23 protein-coding genes and 1 tRNA gene are annotated in these 22,215 nt (G+C 63.3%); 17 read left to right on the top strand and 7 right to left on the bottom strand.

The window, feature by feature from the left end:
* Positions 1-23 precede the first annotated feature (23 nt).
* Positions 24-890, bottom strand: coding sequence for a non-homologous end joining protein Ku (gene ku / locus J7S20_RS16050; RefSeq protein ID WP_284055258.1), 867 nt, complete (start codon positions 888-890; stop codon positions 24-26).
* Positions 891-998: 108 nt separating this feature from the next.
* Between ku and pdxH the strand changes: the two genes are divergently transcribed.
* The 3 genes from pdxH to J7S20_RS16035 are packed head-to-tail and all read left to right on the top strand — an operon-like array spanning position 999 to position 3,324.
* Positions 999-1,580: a pyridoxamine 5'-phosphate oxidase gene (gene pdxH / locus J7S20_RS16045; protein ID WP_284055257.1), complete on the top strand. Its 582-nt coding sequence runs from the start codon at positions 999-1,001 to the stop codon at positions 1,578-1,580.
* Positions 1,577-2,524 carry a cation diffusion facilitator family transporter gene (locus J7S20_RS16040; protein WP_284055256.1) on the top strand — a complete coding sequence of 316 codons (948 nt, stop codon included), beginning with the start codon at positions 1,577-1,579 and terminating at the stop codon, positions 2,522-2,524. Before pdxH ends, J7S20_RS16040 begins: the two co-directional genes overlap by 4 nt.
* Positions 2,524-3,324 (top strand): PhzF family phenazine biosynthesis protein, encoded by an 801-nt coding sequence (locus J7S20_RS16035; protein ID WP_284055288.1) that lies wholly within the window; start codon positions 2,524-2,526, stop codon positions 3,322-3,324. Before J7S20_RS16040 ends, J7S20_RS16035 begins: the two co-directional genes overlap by 1 nt.
* A 103-nt stretch (positions 3,325-3,427) precedes the next feature.
* On the opposite strand, the gene J7S20_RS16030 is transcribed toward J7S20_RS16035, so the two are convergent.
* A complete protein-coding gene (locus J7S20_RS16030; RefSeq protein WP_284055255.1) occupies positions 3,428-4,561 on the bottom strand; it encodes a serine hydrolase domain-containing protein in 1,134 nt (377 codons plus the stop codon).
* Between the two features lie 25 nt (positions 4,562-4,586).
* On the opposite strand from J7S20_RS16030, the gene J7S20_RS16025 reads away from it, so the two are divergent.
* Entirely contained in the window at positions 4,587-4,937 is a 351-nt protein-coding gene (locus J7S20_RS16025; protein WP_284055254.1) for a hypothetical protein, read from the top strand.
* A gap of 201 nt (positions 4,938-5,138) precedes the next feature.
* On the opposite strand, the gene mnmA is transcribed toward J7S20_RS16025, so the two are convergent.
* Entirely contained in the window at positions 5,139-6,254 is a 1,116-nt protein-coding gene (gene mnmA, locus J7S20_RS16020) for a tRNA 2-thiouridine(34) synthase MnmA (RefSeq protein WP_284055253.1), read from the bottom strand.
* A 155-nt stretch (positions 6,255-6,409) separates the two neighbouring features.
* Here mnmA and J7S20_RS16015 point away from each other — a divergent pair, with 155 nt between their 5' ends.
* From J7S20_RS16015 to J7S20_RS16005, 3 genes are all read left to right on the top strand, one after another.
* The gene (locus J7S20_RS16015) at positions 6,410-6,607 is read left to right on the top strand and encodes a hypothetical protein (protein ID WP_284055252.1); all 198 of its coding nucleotides are present in this window, start codon (positions 6,410-6,412) and stop codon (positions 6,605-6,607) included.
* Positions 6,608-6,706: 99 nt separating this feature from the next.
* Positions 6,707-7,006 (top strand): CtrA inhibitor SciP, encoded by a 300-nt coding sequence (gene sciP, locus J7S20_RS16010; protein ID WP_284055251.1) that lies wholly within the window; start codon positions 6,707-6,709, stop codon positions 7,004-7,006.
* Between the two features lie 113 nt (positions 7,007-7,119).
* Positions 7,120-7,380, top strand: a complete 261-nt coding sequence (locus tag J7S20_RS16005) for a GlsB/YeaQ/YmgE family stress response membrane protein (RefSeq protein WP_284055250.1) — start codon at positions 7,120-7,122, stop codon at positions 7,378-7,380.
* A gap of 70 nt (positions 7,381-7,450) precedes the next feature.
* Here the strand turns inward: J7S20_RS16005 and J7S20_RS16000 are convergent, their stop codons facing one another.
* Together J7S20_RS16000 and J7S20_RS15995 are read right to left on the bottom strand one after the other, a co-directional pair.
* Positions 7,451-8,176, bottom strand: a complete 726-nt coding sequence (locus J7S20_RS16000; protein WP_284055249.1) for an SIMPL domain-containing protein — start codon at positions 8,174-8,176, stop codon at positions 7,451-7,453.
* A 76-nt stretch (positions 8,177-8,252) separates the two neighbouring features.
* Positions 8,253-8,519: a GlsB/YeaQ/YmgE family stress response membrane protein gene (locus tag J7S20_RS15995; protein WP_284055248.1), complete on the bottom strand. Its 267-nt coding sequence runs from the start codon at positions 8,517-8,519 to the stop codon at positions 8,253-8,255.
* Positions 8,520-8,744: 225 nt separating this feature from the next.
* Between J7S20_RS15995 and J7S20_RS15990 the strand changes: the two genes are divergently transcribed.
* Genes J7S20_RS15990 through J7S20_RS15980 form a run of 3 tightly spaced genes read left to right on the top strand, consistent with a single transcriptional unit; the run spans position 8,745 to position 14,448 of the window.
* Positions 8,745-9,941, top strand: a complete 1,197-nt coding sequence (locus J7S20_RS15990; protein ID WP_284055247.1) for an efflux RND transporter periplasmic adaptor subunit — start codon at positions 8,745-8,747, stop codon at positions 9,939-9,941.
* A 6-nt stretch (positions 9,942-9,947) separates the two neighbouring features.
* On the top strand, positions 9,948-13,154 hold the full coding sequence (locus J7S20_RS15985) for an efflux RND transporter permease subunit (RefSeq protein WP_284055246.1): 3,207 nt from the start codon (positions 9,948-9,950) through the stop codon (positions 13,152-13,154).
* A 34-nt stretch (positions 13,155-13,188) separates the two neighbouring features.
* On the top strand, positions 13,189-14,448 hold the full coding sequence (locus tag J7S20_RS15980) for a DUF445 domain-containing protein (RefSeq protein WP_284055287.1): 1,260 nt from the start codon (positions 13,189-13,191) through the stop codon (positions 14,446-14,448).
* 5 nt (positions 14,449-14,453) lie between these two features.
* Here J7S20_RS15980 and J7S20_RS15975 read toward each other — a convergent pair whose 3' ends face one another.
* Positions 14,454-15,128, bottom strand: a complete 675-nt coding sequence (locus tag J7S20_RS15975; protein ID WP_284055245.1) for an HAD family hydrolase — start codon at positions 15,126-15,128, stop codon at positions 14,454-14,456.
* Between the two features lie 61 nt (positions 15,129-15,189).
* On the opposite strand from J7S20_RS15975, the gene J7S20_RS15970 reads away from it, so the two are divergent.
* The 4 genes from J7S20_RS15970 to J7S20_RS15955 are packed head-to-tail and all read left to right on the top strand — an operon-like array spanning position 15,190 to position 18,665.
* The gene (locus J7S20_RS15970) at positions 15,190-16,299 is read left to right on the top strand and encodes an ABC transporter permease (protein WP_284055244.1); all 1,110 of its coding nucleotides are present in this window, start codon (positions 15,190-15,192) and stop codon (positions 16,297-16,299) included.
* Entirely contained in the window at positions 16,299-17,090 is a 792-nt protein-coding gene (locus tag J7S20_RS15965; RefSeq protein ID WP_284055243.1) for an ABC transporter ATP-binding protein, read from the top strand. Before J7S20_RS15970 ends, J7S20_RS15965 begins: the two co-directional genes overlap by 1 nt.
* Positions 17,091-17,097: 7 nt before the next feature.
* Positions 17,098-18,075, top strand: a complete 978-nt coding sequence (locus J7S20_RS15960) for an MlaD family protein (protein WP_284055242.1) — start codon at positions 17,098-17,100, stop codon at positions 18,073-18,075.
* 8 nt (positions 18,076-18,083) lie between these two features.
* Positions 18,084-18,665, top strand: a complete 582-nt coding sequence (locus tag J7S20_RS15955) for an ABC-type transport auxiliary lipoprotein family protein (protein WP_284055241.1) — start codon at positions 18,084-18,086, stop codon at positions 18,663-18,665.
* Here J7S20_RS15955 and J7S20_RS15950 read toward each other — a convergent pair.
* Entirely contained in the window at positions 18,662-19,537 is an 876-nt protein-coding gene (locus J7S20_RS15950) for a peptidylprolyl isomerase (RefSeq protein ID WP_284055240.1), read from the bottom strand. The genes J7S20_RS15955 and J7S20_RS15950 overlap by 4 nt on opposite strands.
* A 102-nt stretch (positions 19,538-19,639) precedes the next feature.
* Here J7S20_RS15950 and J7S20_RS15945 point away from each other — a divergent pair.
* The 3 genes from J7S20_RS15945 to J7S20_RS15935 all read left to right on the top strand — a co-directional run bounded on the left by J7S20_RS15945 (position 19,640) and on the right by J7S20_RS15935 (position 21,887).
* A tRNA-Ser gene (locus tag J7S20_RS15945) sits at positions 19,640-19,730 on the top strand.
* Between the two features lie 197 nt (positions 19,731-19,927).
* A complete protein-coding gene (locus tag J7S20_RS15940) occupies positions 19,928-21,301 on the top strand; it encodes an AAA family ATPase (protein ID WP_284055239.1) in 1,374 nt (457 codons plus the stop codon).
* Complete coding sequence (locus J7S20_RS15935; protein ID WP_284055238.1) at positions 21,294-21,887, top strand: RloB family protein; 594 nt, start codon at positions 21,294-21,296, stop codon at positions 21,885-21,887. Before J7S20_RS15940 ends, J7S20_RS15935 begins: the two co-directional genes overlap by 8 nt.
* The last annotated feature ends 328 nt before the right edge of the window (positions 21,888-22,215 follow it).

Below are 22,215 nucleotides of genomic sequence, written 5' to 3'. Positions count from 1 at the left end.
TCCCTGCCGACAGCGAAGCGCGATCACGCACTTTTCTTCGCCTTCGATGTCTTCGCCGACGACGATTTCCGCGTCGTTTTCTTCTTCGCCCCGCCCTCGGGCTTTTCGAGCGACTTCTTCAGCGCCGACATCAGATCGACCACGTTCGACGCGCCGCGTCCGCCGCCATCCTCGTCGCTTGCCTCGACGACCTTGCCGCCCTTTGCCTTGCGCTTCTTCTCGATCAGTTCCCGCAGCGCATCGACATAGCGATCGTGGAATTCCTGCGGCTCGAACGGCGCCGCCTTTTTCTCGATCAGGTCCTCGGCAAGCTCGAGCAGGTCGGCATCGGGCTTGTCGTCGGGAATGTCGCGGAAATAGCTCTGCGCCTTCCGCACCTCCTCGGCATAGCGCAGCGTCTCGAGCACCATGCCGCGCCCGCATGGTTTCAGGCTGACGACATATTCGCGCCCGCGCAGCGCAAGCTGGCCCAGCCCGACCTTTTTCGTCCTTCTCAGCGCCTCGCGCAGCACGATGAACGCCTCCTCGGCAAGGTCGTCGGCGGGCACCACGAAATAGGGTTTTTCGAAATAGAGCACGTCGATCTCGTGCGCATCGACGAACTGGGTGAGCTCGAGCGTCTTTTTCGATTCGAGCTTCACCGCATCGATCTCCTCCTGGTCGAGCAGCACGTAATTGCCCTTTTCGACCTCATAGCCTTTCATGATCTCGTCGGTGTCGACCGGCCCAACACCGGTCACCACCTTTTCGTAATGGATCGGCTTGCCGCTCGGCTCGTGGATCTGGCGGAACGACACGCTCGCGCCCGATTTGGTCGCCGAATAGATTTCGACCGGAATGGAAACTAGCGCGAGGCGGATCTGCCCCTGCCAATATGCGCGTGCCGCCACGTCCTGCTCCTCACTGTTTCGCGGTCGATTCAATCCGCGGCGCGGCGACTCGTTCCGTGGCGCCGATGCTCGACTTGCGCGGCGACGGCGCGTAAAGCGGCGCGCATCATGGCAGACGATCCCTTCACGCTGTTCGATAGCTGGTTCACCGACGCGCAGGCGAGCGAGCCCAACGATCCCAACGCGATGGCGCTCGCCACCGCCGATGCGAAGGGGCGCCCCTCGGTCCGCATGGTGCTGTTGAAGGGGCACGGGCCGGACGACGGCTTCGTCTTCTACACCAACCGCGAAAGCGCCAAGGCGCACGACCTCGCCGAAAATGCGCAGGCCTCGCTCCTTTTCCACTGGAAGTCGCTGCGCCGCCAGATCCGCATCGAAGGGTCAGTGACACCCGTCTCGGACGCCGAATCGGACGCTTATTTCGCCACGCGCGGGCGCGATTCGCAGCTCGGCGCGTGGGCGTCGGAACAGTCGCGCCCGCTCGATGCCCGCGAAACCTTCGAGGCGCGGTTCGCCGAGATGCAGGCCCGCTTCGACGGTCAGGATGTACCGCGCCCGCCGCATTGGGGCGGCTACCGCGTCACGCCCGACCATATCGAATTCTGGCAGGATCGCGCGCACCGCTTACATGAAAGGCGGGTCTTCGACCGCGATGGCGATCATTGGCGCGAAGGAATGCTCTATCCGTGACGAGGGAAGAAGCACGCAAATTCGGCTGGCTGGCCAAGCGCGCCGCGCTTGCCAGCGTGGCGATGGCGTGCTCGCTGCTCGTCATAAAGGCGTTCGCCGCCTGGCGCACCGGTTCGGTCGCGATGCTCGGCTCGCTCGCCGATACCGGGCTCGACCTCCTTGCCTCGCTGGTGACGCTCTACGGCGTCAAGATCGCCGCCGAACCCGCTGACCACGATCACCGTTTCGGCCATGGCAAGGCAGAGGCGCTGGCCGCACTGTTCCAGGTCGGGCTGATCACCGCCTCGGCGATCGGGATCGCCTGGCGCGCGATCGAACGGCTGCACATCCCGTCGGCAACGCGCGACGGCACGCTCGGCATCGCCATATCGCTCATCGCGATCGTCGCCACCTTCGCGTTGCTCGCTTATCAGCGCCGCGTCATCAAACAGACCGGCTCGGTCGCGATCATGGCCGACAACGTTCACTACCAGTCGGACATGCTGCTCAACATCTCGGTCATCGCGGCGCTTGCGCTCGACCAGTATCTGGGGCTGCACTGGGCCGATCCGGTGTTCGGCATCGCCATCGCGCTGTGGCTCGCCTGGGGCGCGTTCAAGGCGTCGAGCGAGGCGATCGATCACCTGATGGACAAGGAATGGCCCGAAGAGGAGCGCCGCCGCTTCCTCGACGTCGCCGCGCGCCATCCGCAGCTTCGCGGCATCCACGATTTCCGCACCCGCCGCGCCGGCAGCCACGACTTCGCCCAGTTCCACATGGAGGTCGACCGCGACATGACCGTCGCCGCCGCGCACACGGTGATGGACGAGGTAGAGGCCAACATCCACCGCGCCTTTCCGCGCGTCGAAATCCTGATCCATCTCGATCCCGAAGGGCATGTCGATACCGACAATCCGTTGATCGAGGAGGACGTCACCCCGCACTGGTTCTCCAAACGCATATGATGAAACTTCCCTATGCCCAGGTCGACGCGTTCGCCGACCGCCCCTTCGCCGGCAATCCGGCGGCGGTAATGCCGCTCGACACATGGCTCGCCGACGATGTGCTCCAGCAGATCGCCGCCGAGCATAATCTGAGCGAAACCGCCTTCCTGATCCCCGACGAAAGCGGAGAGGCCGATTACGAACTGCGCTGGTTCACGCCCATGACCGAGGTCGTGCTGTGCGGCCATGCGACGCTGGCGAGCGGGCATCACATCCTGTCGCGCGACGCGTCGCGCGAGCGCGTGACCTTCCGCACGCGCCGGTCGGGGCTGCTCGAAGTCGCGCGGACGGGCGACGGATACCGGATGGCGCTTCCCGTCTGGACGCCGACGCCCAAGCCGATGGATGCGATCGTCACCGCGCTCGGCCTCGACCATGCGGTCGAAACGCTGTGGAACGATAACGACTATGGTCTCGTCATCGTCGAAAGCGAGGATATCGTGCGCGACCTGCGCCCCGATTTCCGCGCACTCGCCGATATGGGCGACGTGCTGACGATCGTCGCCGCGCGTGGATCGGAAACCGACGTGGTAAGCCGCGCCTTCGCCTGCGGCGCGGGCATTGACGAGGACCCGGTAACCGGATCAGCGCATGCGGTGCTGACGCCCTATTGGACCGAAAAGCTCGGCCGCGACCGCTTCACCGCCTATCAGGCAAGCAGGCGCGGCGGGTATCTGACCTGCGAAATGGCGGGTGACCGTGTCATCCTGGGTGGTCGCTGCGTCACCGTGGCCGAAGGCAATCTGCTGCTTCCCGACTAACCACCCCGTCACCCTGAACTCGTTTCAGGGTCCACCGCGCAACCGGCGACGTTGCAGATAATTTCGTAGCGGACGCCGAACCGGCTTCGGCATGACGACGGCGTTACTGGTCGCCCGCCGGCAGGATCGCGTCCATCGCATCGCCCAGCGTCGCGATCACCGATCCCAGCTTGCCCTCGTCGGTATGGCCAAGCCGCACGAGCACCACGTCATGCTCCTTGCCGTCGCGCCCCGTGCCATGCCCGACGAACACGAACTGGCCGAGATGCCCCTTCATCCCCGCAGCACTCGCCGGACCCTTGCGATCGAACAGCCCCGGCTCCACGCCCTCGGGCGTGCGGGTGTTCAGCCAGGTCTGCCCGCCATAGCCGGCATAGGCCTTTGACGGCGTCTTCATGAACGCCAGCCAGGCCGGATCGACGATCTGCGTCCCGTCGGGCGCCTTGCCGTCCAGCAGCACCGATCCCATCCGTCCCCAGTCGGGCAGCGTCATGTAGATCAGCGATCCCCCGATCTGCGTCCCGGCCCCGTCGAACTCCAGAAACGCGCTCTTCACCCCCGCCGGCCCGAACAGGCGCTCCTGCGCAAAGTCGCGATACGCCTTGGCCCTCACGCGCGGGTCGGTGCTGTCGGTCAGCGTTCGCGTGATGATCTCCGACAGGATGATCGTCGTCAGAGAGCTGTATTCGAAATGCGTGCCCGGCGCATATTCGAGCGGCTGGCCGATCGCCCGCGCCGCCATGTCCTGCGTTCCCGAGACGAACAGCACCTGATTGGTGTCGGACTTCTCGATCGGATTGCCGATCTCTGTATGGCGCAGCCCCGACGCCATGTTGAGCAGGTTGCGCAGCGTGATTTTCGCGCGCGGGTCGCCGGGCTTTTGCCACTCGGCGACCGGTGCGGGCGCATCGAGTTGCAGCTTTCCGTCGCTTACCAGCTCGCCGACCAGCATCGCGGTGACGGTCTTCGCCATCGACCAGCTGATCAGCCGGTTGGCATCCGAATAGCCGGGTTCATACGCCTTCACCGCCGTGCAACCGTCGATCAGCAGCAGCTCGGCGCGCGTTTCGGGATGGTCGGTGAACAGCGACTTGAGCGGCGGCAGCGCACCGGCAACCGGAGCATCGGGGCAGGCGCCGGTGCGAAACGGTTCGGGCACCGCCGGCTTCGGCGCGTCGGCGGCGACGAGGAACATCGCGGCAATTGGGGCGAGCCAGGCGAGATGCTTGCGCGACATGACGTTTACGATAAGGTCAACCGCGATGAAGGCAAGGCGCATCCTCCAGTTCGCGATCGGCATCGTGTTGCTGCTCGCCGTCGCGGGCTTCACCTATGTCCGCTCCATGACGCCCAAGCTCGAACTCGGCGTCGGCTATGCCGCGCGCGTCGCCTGTGGCTGCCGCTATATCGAGGGTCGTCCGCTGAACAGTTGCCCGACCGATTTCGAACCCGGCATGGAGCCGATCCGCCTCAAGGACGATCCGGCGACCAGGACCGTCACCGCCTATGTCCCGCTGATCGCGAGCCGCTCGGCTACCTTCGACCCGGTCCTCGGTTGCCAGCCGCAACCCTTCAAGGGCACCCCGCTCAAGGTCCACGACGCCAAACCCTAACCGTCATCCCGGACTTGATCCGGGATCCATGGCGCAACGCCCCAACGCGCCGGCACGACTAGAGAATTTTCCTACAACCCCACTGTTGTGCCACACTGCGTCCGGCTCTTTCGCACCGTCGATCCGTCCCGACCACCCGACGCGCCACCGCCCGTCCGATGTTGGAAATTTTCGAAAAGCTTTGCCGCGAATTGTGTGAAGTTACGCCGCCGCCAGCGCCGCTTCGGCGCGCTCGGTCTCGGCGATCCAGCCGCCGCCCAGCACGCGCTCGCCGGCATAGAGTACCGCCGCCTGTCCGGGCGCGACACCGTATTCGGGCTGCTCGAACACCACCCGGTCACCGATCAGCCGCGCCGGCACCGGCTTGGCGAGCGAGCGCACCTTGGCGCTCAGCGGGCCGTCATAATCGGCGCCGATCCGGTTGATCCCCTCGATCCGGGCCGCCGACACCGCCAGCGCGCGCTTGGGGCCGACCACCACCTCGCGCCGCGTCGCATCGACGCGCAGCACGTAGAGCGGCTCGGGCTGGCCGCCGATCTCGAGCCCGCGGCGCTGGCCGACGGTATAGTGGATGATGCCCGGATGCTCGCCCAGCTTCACACCGCTCTCGTCGACGATGTCGCCGCCGGTATCGGTTTCCGGACGCAGCTTCTTGACCAGCCCGGCATAGTCGCCATCGGGCACGAAGCAGATGTCCTGGCTGTCTGGCTTGCCCGCGACGCACAGCCCCAGCTCGGTCGCGATCTCGCGCACCGCGGTCTTCGGCATCCCGCCCAGCGGAAAGCGGATGAAGTCGAGCTGCTCGGTCGTCGTCGCGAACAGGAAATAGCTCTGGTCGCGCGCCGGATCGGCAGCACGGTGCAGCTCGGGCCCCTCGGCTCCCACGACGCGGCGGACATAATGCCCGGTCGCCAGGCAGTCGGCACCGAGGTCCTTCGCCAGCCGGAACAGGTCGGTGAACTTCACCCCCATGTTGCACTTCACGCACGGGATCGGCGTCCGCCCCGCAACATATTCGTCGGCGAAATCTTCGATCACCGATTCGCGAAAGCTCGATTCGTGGTCGAAGACATAATGCGCGATGCCCAGCCGGTCGCAGACCGCGCGCGCGTCGCGGATGTCGCGGCCCGCGCAGCAGGCGCCGGCGCGGCCCACCGCCTCGCCATGATCGTAGAGCTGCAACGTCACCCCGATCACCTCCGCGCCGGTCCGCGCGGCGAGCGCGGCCACGACCGAACTGTCGACCCCGCCCGACATGGCGACGACGATCCGCCGCTCCGAAAGCGGCTCGGGTAGCTGGAAATCTGCGGTGAACATTGCCGGCGCGCTAATAGCCGCAAGCGGCGTCCAATGCAAAGTTGCCGCTCGGAGGGGTGTCTTTACCGCCCTTTCAGCTTTCGCCGCTAGGACGGTCGCTCGGTAACGACTGTTTCGGAAGACCAAGCGTGGATTTGAGTTTCGCCAGACCGGACATGGAAGCAGCGGAAACGGCATTGCCGACCGCGCTTGCCGTGCTGATGGTCGGCGTCGCCTCGCGCCAGGCCGCCAGCCCGACGGCACGGCTCCACGCCAATCTGATCCGCAGTGCCGCCCGGCTGCCGCTTGCACCGCGCCACGGTGCATTCAACGCGGCGGTCGCGACGGCGCTAACCGCGTGGCAACCGCGGTGAACGGTCCGTTTACCGAGCCGTTTCAGCGGATGTTCAATGTCCGCGGATATCGGTCTTGGAAGTGTTGATTGGGGGCCCCGCCCCGACCCGAGGAACGTAATGATTGAGAACCAGAAGATCCGTCCAGAAAAGGTAATCGGTCCGCTCGGCGAGCCGCTGACGCTCGATACGCTGCCGCCAACCGACACGACCCGCTGGGTCGTCCGGCGCAAGGCAGAGGTCGTCGCCGCGGTCAATGGCGGGCTTCTGACCGTGGACGAGGTCTGCAACCGTTACGGGCTGACGGTAGAGGAATTTGCGGGCTGGCAGCGCGCCATCGACCGGTCGGGGATGCCCGGTCTGCGCGTCACGCGAATCCAGCATTACCGCTCGCTATACGAACGCCAGCAGAAATATTGAGGCGCCAACCAGTCCTTTCGAAGACGAAACAGCACTGGAACCTTTAGGCCGATTCGCGAGTCCTTACGCTATCCGCCCGAGACGACTTCGGGTGTAACGGAGGGACCGAGATTATGAGTATTGTCGGCATCATCATCTGGCTGATCGTAGGCGGCATCGTCGGCTGGCTCGCCAGCCTTGTGATGCGCACCGATGCGCAGCAGGGCATCCTGCTCAACATCGTCGTCGGAATCATCGGCGCGGTTATCGGCGGCTGGTTGTTCGGTGGCAGCATCAACGGCGCGATCACGATCGGCACATTCATCTATTCGCTGATCGGCGCGATCATCCTGCTGGCGATCATCAACCTGATCCGGCGCGGCTCGGTACGGTAATCGCCGACCTAGCAACACCGCATATGCGACAGGGCCGCTTCTCAATGGAAGCGGCCCTTTTCGTATCCGCCTATCGCAGAAGAAAGCGGACGGTGACGGTCGCGTTCACATTCTGCTGCCCCGGCGCGATCTTGGTGTTCGGGGCCGCGGCTTCCATCCGCGCCATCGCCATCGGACGCGGTGGCGGGGCCGAGTTCGCCCCCTCGCTGATCGAAAGAATGCGGTCCACGCGTAGACCGGCGGCCTTGGCATAGAGGTCCGCACGCGACCTTGCTCGGCGAATCGCATCGGTCCGCGCCTCGTCCTGCGCAGCGTCGATGGCGTCGATCGACAGGTCGGGACCGTTGATCTGGTTGGCGCCCTGCGCAACCAGCGCGTCGAGAATGGCGCCGCTCTTTTCGATGTCGCGGAATCGCACCGATACGCTGTTAGAGGCCTGATAGCCGGTGATGACCGGCGGCTGATTGTCGCCATATTTATATTGCGGGCTGAGCGAGATCGCGGCGGTCTGGACGTCCTTGTCGGCAATTCCGGCCTTTTTAAGCGCCGCGAGCACCGCAGCCATCCGTGCCGCATTCTGCTTGAGCGCGTCGCCCGCGCTCGTCGCCTGCGTGACCACCCCCGCCCTGATCGTCGCGATGTCCGGAACGCGCGTCGCCTGCCCTTCTACCACGACCTCCAGCAAGGTCGCGTTGTCGGGAACGGTCAATTCGGCAGGCGTGCCCGTCTGGGCTGACGCGGCGGGAATGCCCCAGATCAGCGTCGCCGCGGTGGCGGCCAGGATCATCTTGCGCATCGGCTTCCTCTCTCAAAACAACAGTCGATTTCGCGGAATATCCGGCATTGCCCGCAACCTGCGATGAACGGTGCGGTCAGCGTGTGCGGCGCGCCACCATGATCCGGTAAAGAGCAATCAGCACGACCGCACCCAAGGCTGCCAGCCCATAGCGTTCCCAAACATTGTCGATCCGTACCCCGGCCGCCCCGGCAAGGAAACCGCCGAGCAAGGCCCCCGCAATGCCGACGAGCATTGTTACAACCGCGCCGCCCGGTGTTCTTCCCGGAAGCACGAAGCGTGCGGCAAGACCGACAAGGAGCCCGAGGACAACCCATCCCAGTATCAACTGTCCCTGCATCATCGCCCCCTGTTACGGCTCTGAAATGAACGGCATCGAGCGTTCCCTGTCGTTTTCGGCAATGCAAGCCCGTATTATGTCGGACTGGCGCGTTTGGCTTGCAGAATGTCCCGTAAAAGGGCACGCCGAGCGTGAAAGCACCAACCCGCTTGAGCTTGGTGACTTATTCATATAACACAGCGTGAAGAATCAACGCGGCAACAGAGGGCCGAAACGGAAGTGGCGCATATGAACTACGAGTCCCAGTCGTTCGGCGAGGAGGAGCGCTTGTCGCTCGAAGGCCCCGAAGGACCATCGCGCAGGCGCTGGTGGATCATCGCGGCGATTGTCGTGGCGATCCTCATCGTCGCCTTTGCCGCATTTGCCATGGGCGGCAAGGATAAGGGCGCTGGCAGCGAAGATCCGCTGGCGGCATCGAAACGCGAAGGCCAGATTCCGACGGTCAGCGTGGCCGTGCCGGGGCGCGAGACGGTGCGCAACGTCATTTCAGGGACCGGCTCGCTCGCCGCGCGGCGCGAAATGCCCGTGGGTGTCGCCGGAGAGGGCGGCCGCGTAACCCGCGTCCTGGTCGAACCCGGCGACTGGGCGAAAAAGGGTCAGGTCCTCGCGACTGTCGACCGTTCGGTCCAGTCGCAGACGACCGAAGCGCTGGCGGCGCAGGTCCGCGCGGCAAAGGCCGATGCCGACCTCGCGCAGTCCAATCTCGACCGCGCCAAGCAGCTCGTCGATCGCGGATTCATTTCCAAGGCCGATATCGACAACAAGACGGCGACGCGCGATGCCGCCGCCGCCCGCGTTCGCGTCGCACAAGCACAGCTCGACGAAGCGCGCGCGCGCAACGCACGGCTCGACATCCGCGCGCCGGAGGCCGGTCTGGTCCTCACCCGCAATGTCGAACCGGGGCAGATCGTCAGCGCCGGGTCGGGCGTGCTTTTCCGCATGGCCAAGGGCGGGCAGATGGAAATGCTCGCGCAGCTTAGCGAGGGCGACCTTGCCAAGGTATCGGTCGGCGTTCCCGCAACGGTGCAGCCGGTTGGCAGCGACCAGACCTTCAAGGGCGAAGTCTGGCAGGTTTCGCCGGTCATCGACCCGCAGACGCGGCAGGGAATCGCGCGTATCGCACTGCCCTACGACAAGGCGCTGCGCCCCGGCGGTTTCGCCAATGCGAGCATCATGTCGGGCGCCAGCGACGAGCCGGTGCTCCCGCAGTCGGCGGTACTCAGCGACAATCAGGGCAATTACGTGTATGTTCTGAACGCGAATAACGAGGCCGAACGACGCGCAGTCACGCTGGGCGATGTTTCGGACGAAGGCGTCGCGATCAAGAGCGGCCTCAACGGAACCGAGCGCGTGGTGCTGAGTGCCGGCGCGTTCATGAACCCGGGCCAGAAGGTCAAGCCCAATCTGGTCAAGCTGGAGCGCTGACGAACCATGTCTTTCCGCAGAATCTCTGCCTGGGCGATCCGCAACCCGGTTCCGCCGATCGTCCTGTTCATCGCGCTGACGATCGCCGGCATGGTCAGCTTCATGCGGATGGACGTCAATCAGGACCCCGACATCGAATTTCCGATCGTCTGGATCAACATCACGCAGCCCGGCGCCGCACCCAGCGAACTGGAGACGCAGGTAACGCGGCGCGTCGAGGCGGCGGTCCGCAACCTGCAGGGAATCGACCAGATCGATTCGACGGTGCGTGAAGGCAATTCGCAGACGATCGTCCAGCTCGACATCGGCACCCCAATCGATCGCGCGGTCGAGGATGTGCGCAGCGCGGTCCAGCAGATACGAAGCGATCTGCCCGACGGAATCCTGGAGCCGCAGGTCGGGCGTGCCAATACGACCGATAACGACATTGCGAGCTTCACCGCGATCGCCACCGACATGACGCTCGAGGATCTGAGCTGGTATGTCGACAATACCGTTTCGAAGACGCTGCTCGAAATCCCCGGCATGTCGACGGTCGAGCGTATCGGCGGCGTCGACCGCGAAATCCGCGTGATCCTCGATCCGGTAAAGGTGCAGTCATACGGCCTGACCGCGGCGCAGGTGAACCAGCAGCTTCGCCAGGTGAACCTGAACGCGGCGGGCGGGCGCGCGGAAATCGGCGGGTCCGAACAGTCGGTTCGCGTGCTCGGCAATGCGCAGAGCGCGATCGATCTCGGCAAGACGCAGATCGCGATCGGCGGCGGTCGCACCGTTCGCCTCGACAATATTGCGCAGGTGAAGGACCTTTATGCCGAAAAGCGCAACTCGGCGAAATATGACGGCAAGGAAGTCCTCGCCTTCGACATCAAACGCACCAAGGGGGCGTCGGACGTCACCGTCTTCCACGCCGCCGAAAAGAAGCTGCAGGAGCTCGAAAAGCGCAACCCGCAGGTGCATTTCGAATTGCTGTTCAACGACTCGAAATATGCCGAGGAACAGTATCACACCGCCATCGACGCGCTGATCGAAGGCGCCGTACTGGCGGTCATCGTCGTGTTCCTGTTCCTGCGCGACTGGCGCGCGACGCTGATTTCCGCGCTCGCCATCCCGCTATCGGCAATCCCGAGCTTCTGGTTCATGGAATTGATGGGCTTCACGCTCAACCAGATGACGCTGCTCGCGCTCAGCCTGGTCGCCGGCGTGCTGGTCGATGACGCGATCGTCGAGATCGAGAACATCGTCCGCCACATGCGAATGGGCAAATCGGCCTATCAGGCGTCGATCGACGCCGCCGACGAAATCGGCGTCGCGGTGCTTGCGACGACGATGTCGATCGTCGCGGTGTTCCTGCCGGTCGGCCTGATGCCCGGTATTTCCGGCCAGTTCTTCAAGAATTTCGGCCTGACCGTCGTCGCCGCGGTGCTGATGAGCCTTGCCGTGGCGCGCCTCATCACACCGATGATCGCGGCGTATTTCCTGAAAGCGAAGGGCCACGCATCGCACGGCGAAGGGCCGATGACCGATGGGTATATGAAGATCCTGCGCTGGTCGCTCGACGATCGCCGCGCGAAGCGGGTGGCCGCCCAGGGCGGGGCGAAGCGCTGGCTTGCCAAGTTCCTCGATCATCGCCTGTGGATCGTCGGCATGGGCGCCTTCGCATTCCTGCTGACCATCGTCTGCTTCGCGATGCTGCCGATGACGTTCCAGCCGGTGCAGGACCGCGACAATGTGACGGTGACCGTCGACATGGTGCCGGGGACCACGCTCGCGCAGACACAGAAGGTCGTCGACCGGGTCGACCGGCTGATGTCGAAACAGCCGATCGTCACCGACACCTATGCCCGCACCTATGTCGGCAACGGTCGCGTCGTCGCGAAACTGTCCGAGGACCGCGACATCACCAGCACCGAGTTCGAAAAGTCGCTGGCGCCGACGCTCAACCAGATTCCGGACGCGCGCGTCACCTTCCGCTCGCAAAATGGCTGGGGATCGAGCGGTCGCGACCTGACAATCACGCTGGGCGGCGAAGATCCCAAGCTGCTTGAGGCGGCGGCGATCAAGGTGGTCGACCAGATGGCGCAGCTCAAATCGGTGGTCGCGCCGCGCATCACCGGAGACCTGCAGCGCCCCGAAATCGTCATCCGTCCGCGCATGGACCTCGCCGCCAATCTCGGCGTGACGACGGCGGCGCTGTCGAACGCGATCCGCATCGCGACGCTCGGCGATATCGACCAGAACAGCGCGCGCTTCTCGCTGTCGGACCGGCAGATTCCGATTCGCGTGGCGCTCAACGAAAATGCCCGTGCGCGGCTGTCCACCATCCAGAACCTGCCCGTACAGACGCAGAGCGGCGGATCGGTCCCGCTAAAGGTCGTCGCCGATATCGGCTTCGGCGCGGGACCGACGCAGATCGAGCGCACCAATCTGGAGCGCAAGATGGTAATCGGCGCCGACCTTGCGCCGGGCGTGGTATCGGGCGACGCGATGAAGCAGATTCACGATCTGCCGGCGATGAAGAACCTGCCGCTGGGCGTGCACGAAATGACACTGGGTCAGGCCAAGTGGCAGCAGGAAATGCTCCAGAACTTCTTCATCGCCGTCATTTCGGGCGTGATGCTGGTCTTCGCGGTGCTCGTGCTACTCTACAAGCGGGTAATGCCGCCGTTCGTGAACATGGGTTCGCTGATGCTCGCGCCGCTGGGCGGTGCGCTGGCGCTGCTCGTTACCGGCAATCCGCTGTCGCTGCCTGTGTTCATCGGCCTGCTGATGCTGCTCGGCATCGTCGCCAAGAACTCGATCCTGCTGGTCGATTTCGCGCTCGAGGAAATGGGCAAGGGCGTCGCCAAGTTCGACGCGATCATGGACGCCGGGCACAAGCGCGCGCAGCCGATCGTGATGACGACGGTCGCGATGATCGCGGGCATGGTGCCGACTGCGCTTTCGCTACAGGGCGATTCGTCCTGGCGCGCACCGATGGGCATCGTCGTGATCGGCGGCCTGGCGCTTTCGACCGTGCTGACGCTGCTGATCGTGCCTGCGACCTTCAGCCTGGCGGTTGGTCTCGAACGCTGGATCGGGCCGAAGCTCAGCCGCAGGCTGCTGACCTATCGCCCCGGCGACGACCAGGAAGACGGGGCGACCATCGACCACAAACCGGGCGGCGGCCGTATCGGCTATGGCCCCGATGGCGAAGAACCGCAGCCGGCAGAGTGAACTTTCCCCGTTCTCGGGGATTGTTTCGGGCATGATGCCGTCCTTGCGCGTCGCACGATCGGGCGACGCCGCCCCACCCGCGCTCGTGCGAATGCGCCTGATCGCCACCGGCCTGCTGGTGGCGATGGCGGCGTTGTTCCTGATCGCGCGTTCGCAGCAGGGCGTTCACCCGGCCTGGGGCTATGTCCAGGCCTTTGCCGAGGCGGCGATGGTTGGCGGACTTGCCGACTGGTTCGCGGTCACCGCGCTGTTCCGCCATCCGCTCGGCCTGCCGATCCCGCACACCGCGATCGTGCCGCGCAACAAGGACCGGATCGGCGATACGCTGGCGGCGTTCCTGCGCGACAATTTCCTGATCCCTTCGGTCGTCGCGCGGCGGATGCGGCGCGTCGATGTCGCCGCGGCGATCGGGCGCTTTCTCGCCGCGCCGCCCGAGCGCGGACGGCTGTGGAAAGGCGCATCGCGGCTGGTGGCCGACATTCTTGAATCGCTCGATCAGGACCGGCTGGGCGGCATGGTCAAGACGGCGATGGCCGACAGGCTGCGCCGGATGGACATTGCGCCGCTGCTCGGCCAGGCACTCGACGCCGCGATCGCCGAAAATCGCCACGCCCCGCTGCTCGACCAGACGATCCGGTGGGTAGGGCGCACGCTGGAGGCCAACGAACATCTGATCCGCGACATGGTCCACCAGCGCGCCGGCGCGATCATGCGCTGGACCGGTCTGGACGAAACACTCGCCAACAAGATCATCGACGGGCTGCACAAGCTGGTTGCCGATATGGCGGAAGATCCCGGCCATCCACTGCGTCAACGCGCGGAGGAGGGCCTCGCGCGGCTGGCGTTCGACCTCCAGTTCGATCCCGTGATGCGCACCCGCGTCTTTACGCTGAAGGCCGAGCTGCTCGACAACCCGGCGATGGAACGCTGGTGGCTCGGCATGTGGGAGCGTATGCGGCTCGGCATGTTGAAGGCGGTGCGCAATCCCGATGCCGCGATGTCGGGTTATTTCGGCGATGCGCTGCGCCAGTTGGGCGAGACGCTGCAACAGGACGCCGGATTGCGCCGCACGATCAACCGCTTCGCCCGCCGCGCTGCTGTCGGCGCCGCCGCCGATTACGGCGACGGCATCGTGCGGCTGGTCTCGGATACCGTTCGCGGCTGGGATACGCGCACCGTCACCGGCCGGCTGGAAAATGCGGTAGGACGCGACCTTCAATATATCCGCATCAACGGCACGCTGGTCGGCGGGCTGGTCGGCCTGCTGATCCACGTCGTCGATACATTGCTGTGATCCGCTCAGCGTTCCCAGTCGAGACAGGGCCATCCGCTCGCCGCCGCCAGCTTGCGAAGCGGCCCGTGTGCATTGACGGCAAAAGGCTCGTCGGCCCAGGCCAGCACCGGCGCGTCCGAAACATGGTCCGAATAGAAGCGGATATACGCATCGTCGCGGGCGATACCCTGATCGGCCATCCATTGCTCGATCCGCGCGAGTTTGGCGTAACCGTAGCAATTCTCTCCGCGAATACGCGGCAACAGGTCGCCGGCATCGTTGAAATGCGATTCGGTGGCGATGACCACGTCCATGCCAAGCCGCGCGCCGATCGCCTCTGCGTAAAAGCGGTACGATGCGGTCGCGAGCACGAGCCGGTACCCGGCCGCGCGATCGGCGGCGATCCGATCGCGCGCGCCTTCGAAGATTCCGCTCGCATCGACCGTCTCGGCAAAGGCTTCGGACAGCGCCGTGCGGTCGCCGGGGGTCACGCGCTTGCCGACGATCAGCCGCTGCGTGATCTGCTTCAACCCGGCGCGGTCGATGAGTTTCAACGCATAGCCGAGCGAGGCCAGCGCCGCGACGGGCATCAGCGCCAGCCGCCACGGCGCGCGGTGTCTCGCGGCGTGAAGCATGAACGGCGTCCATGTCGGCGCACGCGTGATCGTCTTGTCCATATCATAGATGGCGAGGTGCTGCATTGGCGTACCTAAACGTCTATGTGCTTGCCGTGCCAGCGCAAATGCACGAAAGAGGCCGGCAATGAGTGCGAATGCCGATTTCACCGCCGAAACGAAGGGCGACGCCCGAACGCTGCGCTTTACCGGCGATCTTTCGCTCGCGCATCTCGGCGACCTGTCCGACCGGCTCGACGCCTATGAGGACGAGGTCGACCGCATCGATCTGAGCGCGATCGAGCGGATGGACACGGTCGGTGCATGGGTGGTGCATAAATTCGCCCGCAACCATGACGCGGCGGTGGACGGGCTGGACCCCGATCAGGAAAATCTGATCGAGCAGGTCGAACATGCCGACCAGCCGGTCGCTCGGCCGCCGAAGCCCGCCTCCCCGTTCATCCGCGTTCTCGACGAAGTCGGCGCGGCGACGATTACCGCGATGCACACGCTTGTCGGGCTGCTCGGCTTTTTCGGCGCCACACTGGTCGCCTTTGGCAACGTCATCCGTCATCCGCGGCGCTTTCGTTTCAACGCGACCGTCCACCGTTTCGAAGTCGTCGGCGTATCGGCGCTCGGCATCATCGGGCTGATGAGCTTTCTGATCGGCATCGTCATTGCCCAGCAGGGGGCGGTGCAGTTGCGCCAGTTCGGCGCCGAGGTATTCACGATCAACCTGGTCGGCCGGATCACGCTTCGCGAACTTGGCGTGCTGATGACCGCGATCATGGTCGCGGGCCGTTCGGGTTCGGCCTTTGCAGCGCAGCTCGGCACGATGAAGCTGACCGAAGAGATCGACGCGATGCGCACGATCGGCGTTTCGCCGATGGAAGCGCTCGTACTTCCGCGCACGCTGTCGGCGGTGCTGCTGATGCCGCTGCTCGGCTTTTACTCCTCGTTGATCGCGATCATCGGCGGCGGACTGTTGTGCTGGGTCAGCCTCGGCATTCCCCCCGTCACCTTCATCCAGCGGATTCGCGAGGTCGTGCCCATCACCGACCTTTATGTCGGTCTGGTAAAGGCGCCGGTATTCGGCCTCATCATCGCGGTCGCCGGCTGCTTCCAGGGCATGCAGGTCGAAGCCGATGCCGAACAGGTCGGCCTGCGGACCACTGCCGCGGTCGTGCAGGCGATCTTCCTCGTCATCGTGCTCGACGCCTTTTTCGCGATGTTCTTCACCTGGATCGGGTGGATCTGATGGCCGGGGAGAAGGACGACATCATCATCTCGGTTCGCGGGCTGAAAAACAGTTTCGGCGAACAGGTCGTGCACGAAGATCTCGACCTCGACGTGCGGCGTGGAGAGATTATCGGCGTGGTCGGCGGATCGGGCACCGGCAAGTCGGTGCTGATGCGATCGATCATCGGGCTGCAACCGCCCGATGAGGGAGAGGTCACCGTTTTCGGCGAATCCGCGCTCGGCCAGGACGAAACCCAGGCGATCGAGATGCGCAAGCGCTGGGGCGTGCTGTTTCAGGGCGGCGCGCTGTTTTCGACGCTGACCGTCGCCGAAAATGTCCAGGTGCCGCTGCGCGAATTCTACCCCGACCTCGACCTTGCGCTGATCGACGAGATCGCATCGTACAAGATCGTCATGTCGGGGCTCGATGCCAGTGCCGGCCCCAAATTCCCGGCCGAGCTGTCGGGCGGCATGAAGAAACGTGCCGGGCTGGCGCGTGCGCTTGCGCTTGATCCCGATCTGCTCTTCCTCGACGAACCGACCGCCGGACTCGATCCGATCGGCGCGGCGGCGTTCGACGCGCTGACGCAGTCGCTGCAAAAAACGCTTGGGCTGACGGTCTTTCTGATCACCCACGATCTCGATACCCTGTACGCGATCTGCGACCGCGTGGCGGTACTTGCCGACAAGAAGGTGATTGCGGTGGGTACGATCGACGAACTGCTCGCCACCGATCATCCGTGGATACAGGAATATTTCAACGGGCCGCGCGGCCGCGCCGCGGTGGCCAGTACCGAGAAACAAGGTTGAGCCGCTGATGGAAACCAAATCGAACCATGTCCTGGTCGGCGCCGTGGTGCTGATCCTCCTCGCGGTGCTGGCGCTGTTCCTGGTCTGGCTGGCGCGGATCAACGGCACCTCGGAAAAACAGTACGACATCTTCTTCAAGGAAGCCGTCGATGGCGTGAACAAGGGTTCGCCCGTGTCGTTCGCCGGCGTGCCGTCGGGCCAGGTAAAGGAAATCGCGCTCTACAAGCCCAATCCCGAACTCGTCCGCGTGCGCATCAGCGTCAACGAGGACGTGCCCGTGCTGCAGGGAACCACGGCGACGATCCAGGGCATCGGCTTTACCGGCGTCAGCCAGATCCAGCTCGACGGCGCGGTCAAGGGCGCGCCGCCGATCACCTGCCCCAAGGTGCACCCCGAAACCGATTGTCCGCTGGGCGTGCCCGTAATCCCGACCAAACAGGGCGGGCTCGGCGCGATCCTCAGTTCGGCGCCGCAATTGCTCGAACGGCTGACGACGCTCACCGAACGGCTGACCGAGTTGCTGTCGGACAAGAATCAGGCATCGATCGCGGGTATTCTCGACAATACCAACCGCCTGACCGATGCGCTCGCCGATCGCGGGCCGGAGATTGCCGCGACGCTCGCCGAAACGCGCGTGGCGATCCAGAAGGCGGGCGACGCCGCAAAGCAGATCGGCGACCTCGCCGATACCAGCAACAGCGTGCTGAAGGACGACGTCCATCCGGCGATGGGCAATCTGAACAAGGCGATCAAATCGGCGCAGCAGAGCATGGATACGCTCAACGCCGCGATCGGCGATGCGCGGCCGGGGCTCAAGACCTTCTCGAAACAGACGGTTCCCGAGGTCAACCAGCTGATCGCCAATCTGCAACAGATGTCCGAGGCGCTGAACTCGGTCGCGCAGAAGGTCGACCAGAATGGTGCGGGCTCGATCCTCGGCCCACAGAAACTTCCCGATTACGAACCGAAGGACAGCAGGAAATGACGGCTGCCATGAAGAAACTGCTTCCGCTCGCCGGCCTAGTATTGCTTGGCGCCTGCGTGAAATTCGGCAGCGAGCCGCCGCCGTCGCTGCTCTCGCTCGACAGTGCGGCGAGCGTGCCCGTCGGCAAGACGCAAAGCTCGGCCAGTGCCAAGACGATCACGATCAAGGTGCCCGAAGTTTCGCAGGAACTGTCGGTACAGCGCGTGCCCGTGCAGGCGACCGATACGTCGATCGCCTATATCAAGAACGCGCAGTGGGTCGAACCGCCCGCCCGCCTGTTCGCGCGCCTGCTTGCCGACACGATCTCCGCCAAGACCAACCGCGTCGTCGTCGGCACCGCGCAGTCGCTGGTCAATCCGGGCGCTACGCTTTCGGGCGAGCTACGTTCGTTCGGTGTCGATGCCGCGACGCAGGAAGCGGTCGTGACCTATGACGCCGCGCTTGTCCGCAAGGATTCGCAAACGGTCGAGAAGCGCCGGTTCGAGGCCCGTGTGCCCGTCAGCGCGATCGAGGCCGGTCCCGCCGGTCGCGCGATCAATGAGGCCGCCAACCAGGTAGCGGCAGAGGTCGCAGCCTGGGTGGGCAGCTAGTCCGCGCCCGCTTCGTCCGGTGCGCGTCGCACCGGGTCGGGCACATTGCAGATATCGGCGCCGCCCGCCGGAACGGTGAAAAATGGCGGCTGTCGGTTTTCGCGTTCGTGGATATAGGCGGCAAAGCGCGGATTGTCGGTCGCACGGTACTGATAGTGCGGTCGCTGCGCCGCGGGCAGATCGGATGCGAGCCGGACGCTTTCTATCGGAAGACGGCGCGCCGGGTCCTGATAGAAGCCGAGATCGCCCTTGCCACGCGGCAATGTCGACAGGTTCTCCATCCCGTCGATGACCCTGCCGACCAACGCGATATTGCGGTCGAGATGGCGCGGTGCGTGACCGATCACGGTATAAAGATCGCCGCCGCTGCCCGTGCTCGGCGCCAGGTCGCGCGCCACGCCGACCATGCCGTAACAATGCGGCAGCCACGACCGGGCACCGTTGCCCACGATCTGCCAGCCATCGGCGCTGAAACCGGCACGCGCGGCATAGGGATCGCGCCGCGTCAGCCGGTCGACCGCATCCGACGCCGCCCAGTCATATTCTGCGGGCGGCTTCGCCACGACATCTGCAGGCAACGCCTTCTTCTCGGTCACATCGCCCCATTGCACGACATAATTGTCCTGCGCGCGGTACACCGTCTCGCCGTCCCACCAATGCGCCTGCGCAAGCTTACGGATGTTGGCGACATGGACAGGCGCATATCGCGGCGCGAGCCGGATCACGACCCTCCCCCCGCCGTGCAGCGTCATCACCAGCAGTTCGTCGTCGGGAATTGCGCGCCAGTCGGTGGCGATCGGGTCGGACGGTTTGGTGGCGCCGGTCGCCGGCGTCTGCGCGGCGAGGGCAAGGGCGAGAAAGGGAATGATCATGCCGGTGAGGCTGGCACGCGCCCGCGCGCTTGGCAATCATATGCGCATCGACCTTGCGGTTCGCCCGCACAGGGCTTAGGGAGCCGCGTTCCAGGATCGTGCGGAGCGGTGGCCGAGTGGTCGAAGGCGCTCGCCTGGAAAGTGAGTATACGGCAAAACCGTATCGAGGGTTCGAATCCCTCCCGCTCCGCCACATTTTTGAAATATTGGTTGATTTTCAGACGCTTATATAAGCCCCTCTGGAACCGGCCAACATTTTACCCAACATTTGACTGCCATTGGCCTCGAGTCACTGAACGCCAGAAAGTCGCCTGCAAACAGAGGGTGAGAGAGCATCGACAACCCTATAAAACTCACTGACTGTGATTTTACGCAGTTTGAGCGTGAATTTTGACGAAAGAGCGCATAAAAGGCTTCGAAACTGCAGGCAGAAGTAAGATGCTAGTTTCTTTTCAGGTCTCAAATTACAAATCGTTTCGCAGCGATGCCATTCTAAACTTGAATGCAAATCGGGCTGACAAGACGATCCCTGGCGCGATTCTGCGACCAGAGGATGGGTCGGACAAGGACGCCCAATTGTTGGCCGCCGCAGCCATATATGGCGCCAATGCCTCGGGAAAAACCAACCTGATCATGGCGCTGGACTATTTCACGAAGGCGGTCGCTTACTCACAATCCATATGGAAACCTGGCTCCGGCACTCGCGTCACACCAAATGCCCTAGATGCAGAGAAGCCAACACGGATGGAGGTCGTCGTAATAGTGAACGGCGTCCGCTATCGGTATGGGTTCGAAGGCAACCCCCGAACTTTCACGCGCGAATGGCTCTTTAGCTATCCTGTGGGTCGCGAACGCGAGCTATTCGTTCGCGAGACCAATTTCGAAACTGGCGAACCCCAAGTCACGGCCACCTTTGGACGAAACCTTTCTGGCAGCATTAGAGATTTCAACTCGTCTCTGCGTCGCGCAAATGAGAACAGCCTTCTCTTAAGCGCATTAGCTCAGGACAATCAGAGTGAGGCTCTGGATGTTTTCAGTTATTTCTATGATGCAAATCGCATTATCGATCGTACAGACCAGGATAATGAGATAAAATTCGCATCTCGCTTCACGGAGACTATGCCCGATTTTAGGGAGCTATTGCTAGGTCTACTTCAAACCGCCGACCAGAGTATTGTCGACATTGACGTTGAAGAGATCGAAAAAATAGCATCTTCAGAAGGAAGCGTGGACGAAATAAGCGAAATCGTTCCGAACTACGAAACTAGGTTTAATAGTATCATATCGGGTGTCACGGTAACTCTGCCTCTCAACGTTCAATCACGTGGTGTTAAAAGTGTCTATGCCATGTCTGCGCACGCCTGCATGTCGCTTCTAAGAGGTTCGCTACTAATAATCGATGAAATTGACACGAGCATGCATCCCCATCTTGTTGCTAAACTAGTGAGCATTTTTCAGAATCCAGCAACAAATCCGCATGGCGCGCAGATCATATTCTCCACTCATGACACCCATCTCATAAGTATCGAACACCTGCGCCGCGATCAGGTATGGTTTGTCGAGAAAACTGACGGCGTTTCCGAACTATTTGCATTGAGTGAATTTTCACCGAGGAAGGGCGAAAACCTCGAAATGTCTTACCTGCGAGGCAAGTTTGGTGCCGTCCCAGAAGGCGGGGTGAGCCTTAGACTACTTGGCTTATCCAATCAGGTGAGTTCGTCTCGAAGCAACCAGGCGAGCGTTACTGAGGCGTCCGATGAGTAGGCCCGCTTTTCGAGAACGCAGAGTTGGCGGGCGCAAGCCTAAAGGAAAGCGAATTGGGATTGCTTATGATGGTCAACGCACTGAAGATGGCTATTTTCGGGGTTGGCAACAGGTCCTGGCCCAAGGAAAAATGCAGGTTTTCCCTAACTATGTAAAAAGCGGTGGCAATCCCCGAACCGCGGTACGCGAAGCTGGAAAGCTCCGGCGTCGCGACCCCGACCTGGACGAATTGTGGTGCGTCTCGGATGTCGATGACACATCAGCAGACGAAATCTTGCAAGCAGTCGCTGAAGCGAAGCGCAGCGGCATCAACCTCTGCTTGTCGAATCGGTGCTTCGAAATATGGCTTGTTTGCCATTTCGAGAAAACCACAAGATACATTTCGTCGGAATCCGATGCGGTCGCGCTATTGCAGCCTCACTCCGATGGCTATTCCGCAAACAACAAAGCAATCGATTTCGGCAAACTATTTCCGCTAACGGAAGTGGCAATCGCCAATGCGGTTTGGCTAGCGGAACAGGGGCACGATAATCCTTCAACGGAGGTCCATCGGCTCGTCGCCAAGCTATTTTCAGCTCTGGGGTAGCGCGGCGCTAGTCAAGAATTTCTTAGTCCCGCAGCCGCTTTGAAGCGCAGTATCGCTTTACGGTAGCGGGAGAAATTTTAAAGTGGCGAGACGTCTCCACAATGCTCGCCCCGTTGGTTGATCGCCAAGCCCGAACCTCACCCGCATTGGCGGCACATGGACGCCCCAGCCCCTGCTTGCCTCGATGAGTTCGGCCCGTTGATGCAAGCGCAGCCCGCGCTGCCGCTCTCCCAGCCTCGCAGCGTTCGCGTATCCTTTCACGTTCCATGTCAGCCATCTGGGCCAGCACGGCTACAATCAGCTCGCCCACTCCTTTGGTGACGTGACC

This window comes from Stakelama marina (assembly GCF_018122655.1).
Taxonomy (GTDB): domain Bacteria; phylum Pseudomonadota; class Alphaproteobacteria; order Sphingomonadales; family Sphingomonadaceae; genus Sphingomonas; species Sphingomonas marina.
Note: the sequence above shows the minus strand (reverse complement) of the source record. Positions and strands in the feature narration are given on the sequence as shown.

Bases quoted from the DNA above. Each gene is read 5' to 3' on its own strand.
- pdxH (WP_284055257.1), top strand. From the start codon at position 999: ATGGCAGACGATCCCTTCACGCTGTTCGATAGCTGGTTCACCGACGCG.
- J7S20_RS16035 (WP_284055288.1), top strand. From the start codon at position 2,524: ATGAAACTTCCCTATGCCCAGGTCGACGCGTTCGCCGACCGCCCCTTC.
- J7S20_RS16030 (WP_284055255.1), bottom strand. From the start codon at position 4,561: ATGTCGCGCAAGCATCTCGCCTGGCTCGCCCCAATTGCCGCGATGTTC.
- J7S20_RS16025 (WP_284055254.1), top strand. From the start codon at position 4,587: ATGAAGGCAAGGCGCATCCTCCAGTTCGCGATCGGCATCGTGTTGCTG.
- mnmA (WP_284055253.1), bottom strand. From the start codon at position 6,254: ATGTTCACCGCAGATTTCCAGCTACCCGAGCCGCTTTCGGAGCGGCGG.
- J7S20_RS16015 (WP_284055252.1), top strand. From the start codon at position 6,410: ATGGAAGCAGCGGAAACGGCATTGCCGACCGCGCTTGCCGTGCTGATG.
- sciP (WP_284055251.1), top strand. From the start codon at position 6,707: ATGATTGAGAACCAGAAGATCCGTCCAGAAAAGGTAATCGGTCCGCTC.
- J7S20_RS16005 (WP_284055250.1), top strand. From the start codon at position 7,120: ATGAGTATTGTCGGCATCATCATCTGGCTGATCGTAGGCGGCATCGTC.
- J7S20_RS16000 (WP_284055249.1), bottom strand. From the start codon at position 8,176: ATGCGCAAGATGATCCTGGCCGCCACCGCGGCGACGCTGATCTGGGGC.
- J7S20_RS15995 (WP_284055248.1), bottom strand. From the start codon at position 8,519: ATGATGCAGGGACAGTTGATACTGGGATGGGTTGTCCTCGGGCTCCTT.
- J7S20_RS15990 (WP_284055247.1), top strand. From the start codon at position 8,745: ATGAACTACGAGTCCCAGTCGTTCGGCGAGGAGGAGCGCTTGTCGCTC.
- J7S20_RS15985 (WP_284055246.1), top strand. From the start codon at position 9,948: ATGTCTTTCCGCAGAATCTCTGCCTGGGCGATCCGCAACCCGGTTCCG.
- J7S20_RS15980 (WP_284055287.1), top strand. From the start codon at position 13,189: ATGCCGTCCTTGCGCGTCGCACGATCGGGCGACGCCGCCCCACCCGCG.
- J7S20_RS15975 (WP_284055245.1), bottom strand. From the start codon at position 15,128: ATGCAGCACCTCGCCATCTATGATATGGACAAGACGATCACGCGTGCG.
- J7S20_RS15970 (WP_284055244.1), top strand. From the start codon at position 15,190: ATGAGTGCGAATGCCGATTTCACCGCCGAAACGAAGGGCGACGCCCGA.
- J7S20_RS15965 (WP_284055243.1), top strand. From the start codon at position 16,299: ATGGCCGGGGAGAAGGACGACATCATCATCTCGGTTCGCGGGCTGAAA.
- J7S20_RS15960 (WP_284055242.1), top strand. From the start codon at position 17,098: ATGGAAACCAAATCGAACCATGTCCTGGTCGGCGCCGTGGTGCTGATC.
- J7S20_RS15955 (WP_284055241.1), top strand. From the start codon at position 18,084: ATGAAGAAACTGCTTCCGCTCGCCGGCCTAGTATTGCTTGGCGCCTGC.
- J7S20_RS15950 (WP_284055240.1), bottom strand. From the start codon at position 19,537: ATGATCATTCCCTTTCTCGCCCTTGCCCTCGCCGCGCAGACGCCGGCG.
- J7S20_RS15935 (WP_284055238.1), top strand. From the start codon at position 21,294: ATGAGTAGGCCCGCTTTTCGAGAACGCAGAGTTGGCGGGCGCAAGCCT.